The organism is Actinoallomurus acaciae (assembly GCF_042429965.1).
In the GTDB taxonomy this organism is placed as follows: Bacteria; Actinomycetota; Actinomycetes; order Streptosporangiales; family Streptosporangiaceae; genus Actinoallomurus; species Actinoallomurus acaciae.
In genome coordinates this window covers 1-3143 of the sequence record NZ_JBHLZP010000633.1, presented here as the reverse complement: position 1 = coordinate 3143, position 3143 = coordinate 1, and the positions used below count along the sequence as shown (strand labels likewise).

Here is a 3143-nt window from a genome sequence, read left to right as displayed (position 1 = left end):
CACCCCAGACTCGGCCGCCAACGCGACCCCCATCCCCGACCACTGCGCCCCCTGACCCGGAAACACGAAGACCGTCCTGCCCTCGACGTCCGCGACGCCCGTCACCGCCGTCGGCGCGGGCTCTCCCGCCGCCACCGCGCGCAGCCCGGTCAGGGCCTCGTCCCGGTCGGCCGCCACCACGACGGCACGGTGCGCGAGGGCCGCTCTGCCGGTCGCCAGGGACAGGGCGACGGCGCCGGGCTCCAGCCCGGGACGTTCCTCCACGAACGAGGCGAGCCGCGCGGCCTGGGCCCGCAGCGCGTCCGGCGTCGCGCCGGAGAGTTCCCACGGTTGCTGTGCCGGGGGTGTGGACGTGGTCCCGGGGTCGTCACGCGCGGCGGCCTGCTCGATGATCACGTGTGCGTTGGTGCCGCTCACACCGAACGAGGACACCCCGGCCCGGCGAGGGCGGCCCGGATCGGGCCACTCCTGCCGCTCGGTGAGCAGCCGGACCGCGCCGTCCTCCCAGTCGACCTGGGAGGACGGCGCGTCCACGTGCAGAGTCGCGGGCAGGACGCCGTGCCGGAGCGCCTCCACCACCTTGATGATCCCCGCGGCTCCGGCCGCGGCCTGCGCGTGCCCGATGTTGGACTTCAGCGAGCCCAGCCACAGCGGCCGATCGGCCGGCCGATCACGTCCATAGGTCGCCAGGAGCGCCTGGGCCTCGATCGGGTCGCCCAGCGGGGTACCGGTTCCGTGGCCCTCGACGGCGTCCACGTCGCCCGGGGTCAGGCCCGCGGCGTCCAGCGCGGCGCGGATGACGCGCTGCTGGGACGGTCCGTTCGGCGCGGTGAGGCCGTTGGACGCGCCATCCTGGTTGACGGCGCTGCCGCGTACCAGCGCCAGCACGGGATGCCCGTTGCGGCGGGCGTCCGACAGGCGTTCCAGGAGGAGGACCGCCGCGCCCTCGGCCCAGCCGGTGCCGTCCGCCGCGTCGGCGAACGCCTTGCAGCGGCCGTCGGGGGCGAGGCCGCGCTGCCGGGAGAACTCGACGAACGGCGACGGCCGCGCCATGACCGCGACGCCTCCGGCGAGCGCGAGTTCGCATTCGCCGTCGCGCAGGGCGCGCGCCGCCAGGTGCACGGCCACCAGCGAGGACGAACAGGCGGTGTCGATCGACAGCGCCGGGCCCTCGAACCCGAACGTGTAGGAGACCCGGCCGGACACCACACTGCCCGACGTCCCGGTGCCGAGGAACCCTTCGAGGTCGCCCGGTACCTCTGCGAGGGTCGTCGCGTAGTCGTGGTACATCACCCCGGTGAAGACGCCGACGCGCTCGCCGCGCAGCGACGTGGGGGCGAGACCCGCGCGTTCGAGCACCTCCCAGGAGATCTCGAGCATGAGCCGCTGCTGGGGGTCCATGGCCAGCGCCTCGCGCGGCGAGATCCCGAACAGCGCGGCGTCGAACGCCCCGGCGTCGTGCAGGAACCCGCCCTGTCTCACGTACGAGGTGCCCGGCCGGCCGGGGCCCGCGGCGAAGAGCGCGTCGAGGTTCCAGCCCCGGTCGGCCGGGAAGGGCGACAGCCCCTCCCGTCCTTGCGACACCAGCTCCCACAGGTCCTCGGGCGAGGCGACCCCGCCGGGCAGCCGGCACGCCGTCGCGACGATGGCGATCGGGTCCCCGGCGGCCCTCTTGAGCCGGTCGTTCTCCCGCCGCAGCCGCTCGCCCTCGACCAGCGCGGCCCGCAACGCCCGGACGACGCGGTCGTCGGTCATGAGCCCTCCTTCGCCGGGGGAGCGACCAGGGGACCGTGCCTTTCGGCACCCTCGTTCCGCTCGGTCATCGGTTCCCTCCCAGAGCCCGTTCCACCAGGTCGTCGACGTTCATCTCGGCGATCGCCGCGGCGATGCCGTCCGGCTCTCCGGGCGGTTCCGGCACGAGTTCCGCCAGCAGCCGCCGGGCCAGCTCGGCCGGGGTCGGGTGGTCGAAGACGAGGGTGGCGGGCAGCCGTACGCCCGCCGCCCTGGCGAGCCGGTTGCGCAGCTCGACCGCCGCGAGGGAGTCGAACCCGAGCTCCCTGAACGCCTGTGCCGCACCGATCGCGTCCGGGGTGGAGTGCCCCAGGACGGCGGCCGCGTTCCGCCGGACCAGCTCCAGCGTCGTGTTCGTCCGCTCCGCCGCGGACAGCCCGGCGAGCCGTTCGGCGAAGGACTCGGTGCGCTCGCCGGTGACCGGCCGCGGGGTGGCACGAGGTGCGCGGACCAGGTGGCGCAGGACGGGCGGCAGGTCACCGGCGGCGGCGAGGGACCGCAGCGCGGCAAGGTCGAACCTCGCCGGAACGACGACCGCGTCCTCCGCGCCGAGGGCGGCGTCGAACAGGGCCAGCCCCTCCGCCGTGGAGAGACCTACGAGGCCGCCGCGGGCCAGCCTGCCCAGCCCCGCCTCGCCGAGGTGGCCGGTCATGCCGCTCGCCTGCGACCACAGTCCCCACGCGAGAGACACGGCGGGAAGCCCTTCGGCGCGCCGCAGCCGGGCCAGCCCGTCCAGGAACCCGTTGGCCGCCGCGTAGCCGGCCTGGCCCGCGTTGCCGAAGACGCCGGCGCCGGAGGAGAAGAGGACGAACGCGGCGAGGTCCAGGTCGCGGGTCAGCTCGTGCAGATTCCAGGCCGCGTCCGCCTTGGGCCCGAACACCGTGGCGAGCCGTCGCGGATCGAGGTCCTCCAGCAACGCGTCGTCCAGGACCCCGGCCGCGTGGACGACGGCCGTCAGCGGATGCTCGGTGGGTATCGCCGCCAGCACCTCCGCCAACGCGTCCCGGTCCGAGGCGTCGGTGGCCGAGATGGTCACCCCGGCCCCGGCGTCGCTCAGCTCGGCGAACAGCTCGTCCGCGCCGGGGGCGGCGAGACCGCGGCGGCCGGCCAGGAGGAGTTCACGGACGCCGTGCGTCTCCACCAGGTGGCGCGCGACGAGGCCGCCCAGCGTTCCGGTGCCGCCCGTGACCAGCACCGTCCCGTTCGGGTCGAGAGGCCTCCGGGCGTCCGTGCCGGTGCCGGCGTGCGCGAGCCGGGGAACGTGGGCGCGGCCGGCACGGAGTTCGACCTCGGGTTCGCCCGAGGCGATGACCCGCGGCAGCGACGCCCTGGCGTCCGCGGCCGAGTGCGGG

General features: G+C 75.6%; 2 protein-coding genes. Both read right to left on the bottom strand.

What is annotated here, in order from left to right:
- The coding region (locus tag ACFFNX_RS43780) for a type I polyketide synthase (protein WP_378212160.1) at positions 1-1755 on the bottom strand (1755 nt) is incomplete at its 3' end.
- Between the two features lie 64 nt (positions 1756-1819).
- A partial coding sequence (locus ACFFNX_RS43775; RefSeq protein ID WP_378212158.1) for a type I polyketide synthase occupies positions 1820-3143 on the bottom strand: 1324 nt, incomplete at its 5' end.